Below are 5,297 nucleotides of genomic sequence, written 5' to 3'. Positions count from 1 at the left end.
GCACATAAAATGCTAGAAAAGCTATACCCTAGAATTGAGTTTGTATTTATAAAAGATATAAAAGAAGGTTTACAACTTTTATCAAATAATGAAATTTATGCATTAGTTGATAATATGCCTGTTTTGGTTCATAATATCAAAAAGTATGCATATAGTGATATTAAAATATCTGGAAATACTGGATTGGATTTTAATCTACAAGTAATGATAAGAGATGACTATCCTCTTTTACAATCTATTATAAATAAAGTTTTAGCAGAATTAAGTGCAGAAGAAAAAGAGACTATTTATAGTAAATGGGCAAAAATTGATTTTGAAAAAGAGATTGATTATCTTGCTTATTTAAAATTTATAATTCCATTATTGCTTGTGATTTTATTTATTTTATATAAAAATAGAGAGTTAATAAGATATCAAAGAAGTTTAAAACATACGAAATATGAGCTTGAAAATACTCTAAAAAGTTTTAGGACATTGGTTGATTTAACTATTGAAGGTATAGTAATTGTAAAAGATGAGAAGATTGTATTTTGTAATAATGTATTTAAAAAAATGTTTGGTTTTAAAATTGAAGATAATATGATAAATAAAAATATCAATGAACTATTTGAACATAATAATAGATTAACAATAAGTAAAATAATAAATAAAAACAACTCTAAAACTTATGAAATAAATGGATTAAAAGAGATTGAAAATAAGTTCCCTACTTTAGTAAAATCAAAAGAAATTTTCTTTGATAATAATGCATCAAATATTATTTCAATTATTGATATGAGTGAAATAAAAGATAAAGAAAATCTTTTAATCCAACAATCGAAAATGGCAAGTTTAGGAGAAATGATAGGAAATATTGCACATCAATGGCGACAACCTTTGAGTTTTATTTCTACTTCTGCATCTGGAATAAAACTACAAAAAGAGTTTGGAATAATGGATGAAAAAGAGATGAATAGCACTTTAGATAGAATAACTGAAACTACAAAATTCTTATCTCAAACTATTGATGATTTCCAAAATTATCTAAAAAGTGACAAAATAAAAAAAGAGTTTGATATAAATAATAGTATAAATACAATCTTGAATATTACAAAAGGCTCAATTGTAAATAATTTTATTAATCTAAAACTAGACTTAGGAGAAAATCTACATCTTTTTGCTTATGAAAATGAGCTAAATCAAGCAATATTAAACGTATTAAACAATGCTAAAGATGCATTAAGTGAGATTGATAAGGATAATAGATATCTTGCTATTAAGACATATAAACTAAGAAATAGAGTCCTAATAGAAATAGTAGATAATGCAGGAGGAATAAATCCTGCGATTTTAGATAAAATTTTTGAGCCCTATTTTACAACAAAACATAAAAGTCAAGGTACAGGTCTTGGTCTTTTTATGACTCATAAAATCATCACAGAAAGTATGCATGGGCAAATCAATATAAAAAATACATCATATACATTTGAAAATAAAAAGTTTGATAAGTGTACAAAAGTAGTGATTTGTTTTCCTATGAATACAATCTAAAATAAAACCTTTCAAAATGCCCCATCATTTGATGGGGTTTATAAAACTTCATTTTCAAAATTCTATATTATACAGTCCAATAAATAAAACTCATTTTTGCATTATCAGGATGATATCCTTCTCTTAGCTCTTCAAATTTTGTATCTAATAGTTTTAAGTTTTTAATTTCACGAACTGGAAATTGTCGCCAACACATATCAGCAGATCCATCACCACCATCTTCTATTTGAAAAGCACTTAATGTATCTTTCCCTGATGAATTTTCACCAAATGTATATGGTTCTACTAATCTATTTTTCTTTTTATATTCAAAACTTAACAACTGTCTGTTTTCAATTGCCGTTTTAATAGTAAGTTCCATTTTTTGCCTTTTATTTATAGTGTAATTATATTTAAAAGGATTATACTGCTTTGTTTCTGTTTAGTGTGTTAATATCTAGTTATTGAATATTGCTCTTTTTACATTTTTTATCATCTGATACCATATTCAAAATAAAATGAATATAAAATTATAGTTATTAAAATCTATTCCGCCCATTCACCATTTTATAATTGTTCAATATTCGGTAAAAACCCATTTGATTTATCAAAAACTATGTAATTAATTTCATTTTTCAATTCATCAGGAACTTCTGTATTTTCTATTAATATTACTTGTTCCTCTTTAATATTCTTATATAAATATCTATAAAATTGTTCCCCAAGATTATTAGGCAATACTCCATCATCTCTTTTTTCATCTTCTTTATATGGATTCAACGGAGAATCAATCATCGCAAATCCTATTTGGTATGTTTTACTTCTAAAATACTCTAATAATGAAATTATAAATACTGCATATAAAATTGCTCTATAACCTTTACCAAATGATTTTCTATTCTTTTCACCTATAGAAAAATCTAATAAATCTTCTGAAAAACCAATATTTTTATTCTCAATATTATCAAACTTCATTTTAACTAGAATATTCTTGATTACTGTAATAATTGGATCTAACAATACTACTGTTAATTCATCATAATTACTTGTTTTTTTTGATGCTTTATCATCATCGATTATTTCTTCAATTTTATTTTTTTGAACTGTATAACTATCAAGTTTTTCTTTTAGAGTTTTTATTTTTGATAACTCTTCTTTTTTATTTGTATATTCTTTTATTTTCTTAGAAATTTCATCTAATACACCTGACAATTGATTTTGAATTTTTACAATTACTTCTTCATAATGCTTTTTATCTTGAATTATTACTTTATTTAGTTCATTTTGTTCAGATGAATATATTTTACTACTACTTTCTAATTCATTAAGTAATAAACTTGTTTTTTGAATTTCAACACTTGTTGCAGTAATTAACTTTTCAATATCAACAGTTTCTTCTACTGTTCCAGTACATACAGGACAATTAGTTGTAGTAAGTAAATTTAATCCTTGACCAGCTTCAATAGTCCCTTTAAGTCTTTCTATATCACTTATATATTGTTTTTTTAATATATTACTACGTGTTAATATTTCATTTAGATTTATTAAATTAGCTTCATCTAAACCTATTTTCTTGAATAATTCTTTTTTCTCTCCATCATACTTTTTAAATTCTAAACTCGATGTTAAATAACTCTCTCTAAAACTTTCAATCCCTTCGTTTAGCTTTTCAATTTGTTCATCTATTTTCTCATAATCTATATCTTTTAAATCAAGTTCTAATTGCTCAATTAGTTCATCATATAATTGAATTCTTCCAGTTTTATTTACAACTTCATCTTTTTTTAGTAATGTAATTATTGCACTATCATCTTGCCCTGTTAGTAAAAATTTAAATACATTTTTTTCAAAAGTAGCAGCAATATTAACACTTCTGTCAGGCTTAATTGAAATTGGTGATTTATCTATAATAATTACTTCTTCATCAACTAAAAAATATTTTGATATATCTTGAAAATATAGCCTTTGTTTTTCAGCATCCTTATTTTTTCGAATGTCTTTTCTTGATATATTACACAATTTTAAAAGAAAGTCAGAAATAGTTTTGTCTTTTGACTTTTTATCATTTTTAGTTTTCAATATATCAATAAGGTTATTATCCTTATCATATAACTGAATATTACCACCCTTTAATGCTCTCTCAAGTAAAAAAACATCTCCATTAAATGATTTTATTTCAAGCTTACACAAACTGTAGCCTTTAATCTCAGGAATACTCATATCCTTGGGTCTTTTACTAGAACCAAGCATATAATCTATACATTGGTATATTAATGTTTTTCCTGTGTCAGATGGTCCATAAATAACATTTAAACCTTTTTCAAACTCAACACTTACCGTTTTCTTACCACTACCTTCTATATATAGTTTTTTTATAAAAAATCCATACTTATTCATTTATCAATCCTATTGTACAATATGAGAGTTCACTTCCCCATTTTTCTTTGTGTTTATCTACATATATTTTTATATCATCATATGTGTAGTCTTTAAATTTATTATATACCCATTTAATATTATTTTGTAAATGCATAGTATACTCTTCATTTAACGTATCTAAAAAAGGTGCTGTATTTTCAGTAGCTTTATATTTAATACCATTATCGGTATATTGAATTTCAACTAAACCTTTTGTCATTAACAGTTTCAAACTACTTCTAATTAAATCTCTTTTAACTACTAATTCACCAAAACGATTAGGTACATCAGCATGTAGACTTTCATCTCCACCAACATCTTTTGTATGTAAAATAAAATAATCATAATAATTTATCATTTCAATATCAAAACTTTTTGGATAAATATATTCTACTATCACTAAAATTCTTAATCCAATTTCTATTTCGTTATTAAATACTTTAATTTGACTACTCATCTTCAATCCAACTTATCTCTTTATCATTTACAAGATGGTGACAAGCACCTTTTTTATCTGCTGGTCTACAAGCCACAGTTAATGGGTTAGAATCAATAATTACTTCCATAGCTTTATCTTCTACTTTTTCTACTTTATCATATCCATTAGCAAATTTTTTTTCAGCTATACTGATAACAGAGTCTAAGACATCTTCTTTAAAATCTTTAAATACTTGTTCCGTCAAATTATCTCTCGTTAAAGCTCTTAATTCCTCAGCTTTATAAAAACTTTTTCTTGCCCTTTTAAAATGCCCATTATATTTACTATCTTCAATATGTTCGATTTTCTCTATTATATTTTCAGAGTCAGAATGATAAGCTTTTATAAGCTGTTCCACGTATCTAAGTTTTTTATCTGTTTCTATTGGTGGGATTTCTATAGATTTTCTTGATGGCAATCCTCCTCCAAATCTAGGTAAATGATTAGGATGGTTTTTATGTTCTTGAACAATAGTTTTAGGAACTATTTTATCAAATATAGAAAAATCAAATTGATTAAAGTACACTAATAAATTATTGGATAATGGTATAGATTTTGTTTTTGTAATATCATCTTGACAATATTTTTTCCAAGCACCTTTTATCGCTTCTTTTAATTTAACATCATCTTTTAATAAAGTTGAAAGAGAACCACCAATACCTTGAGGAGCAACAAAATAATAATTATTTGGTATTGGGAATTTATTTATAAATGTATAATAAATTATTTTTCCAAATTCTATCCATATATCAGATGCAGAAAGGGGTTTCTTATAATGTTTACACTGATAACAATCCCATTCATAATTTGTTGGATTATCTTTAGGGTTATCAATATAAGCAATAACATCTCTACCCATATCGCCAGCCCCTCCAATTTGTTCCGTTGAATG

At 25.2% G+C, this 5,297-nt stretch carries 5 protein-coding genes; 1 reads left to right on the top strand and 4 read right to left on the bottom strand.

Translation table 11 applies throughout. The features are described 5' to 3' along the window. On the top strand, positions 1-1,530 hold a 1,530-nt coding region (locus ACERKK_RS10970; RefSeq protein ID WP_373773117.1), incomplete at its 5' end, for an ATP-binding protein. 67 nt (positions 1,531-1,597) lie between these two features. Here the strand turns inward: ACERKK_RS10970 and ACERKK_RS10965 are convergent. From ACERKK_RS10965 to ACERKK_RS10950, 4 genes are all read right to left on the bottom strand, one after another. Continuing rightward, positions 1,598-1,891 carry a hypothetical protein gene (locus tag ACERKK_RS10965; RefSeq protein ID WP_373773116.1) on the bottom strand — a complete coding sequence of 98 codons (294 nt, stop codon included), beginning with the start codon at positions 1,889-1,891 and terminating at the stop codon, positions 1,598-1,600. A 185-nt stretch (positions 1,892-2,076) separates the two neighbouring features. After that, positions 2,077-3,906 carry an AAA family ATPase gene (locus ACERKK_RS10960; RefSeq protein WP_373773115.1) on the bottom strand — a complete coding sequence of 610 codons (1,830 nt, stop codon included), beginning with the start codon at positions 3,904-3,906 and terminating at the stop codon, positions 2,077-2,079. After that, the gene (locus ACERKK_RS10955; RefSeq protein WP_373773114.1) at positions 3,899-4,384 is read right to left on the bottom strand and encodes an ABC-three component system middle component 2; all 486 of its coding nucleotides are present in this window, start codon (positions 4,382-4,384) and stop codon (positions 3,899-3,901) included. The genes ACERKK_RS10960 and ACERKK_RS10955 overlap by 8 nt, the downstream gene beginning before the upstream one ends. Continuing rightward, the coding region (locus ACERKK_RS10950) for an ABC-three component system protein (protein ID WP_373773113.1) at positions 4,377-5,297 on the bottom strand (921 nt) is incomplete at its 5' end. The genes ACERKK_RS10950 and ACERKK_RS10955, both read right to left, overlap by 8 nt.

It is taken from the genome of Poseidonibacter sp. (genome assembly GCF_041821165.1).
In the GTDB taxonomy this organism is placed as follows: Bacteria; Campylobacterota; Campylobacteria; order Campylobacterales; family Arcobacteraceae; genus Poseidonibacter.
This window is presented reverse-complemented; position numbering and strand designations above follow the sequence as displayed.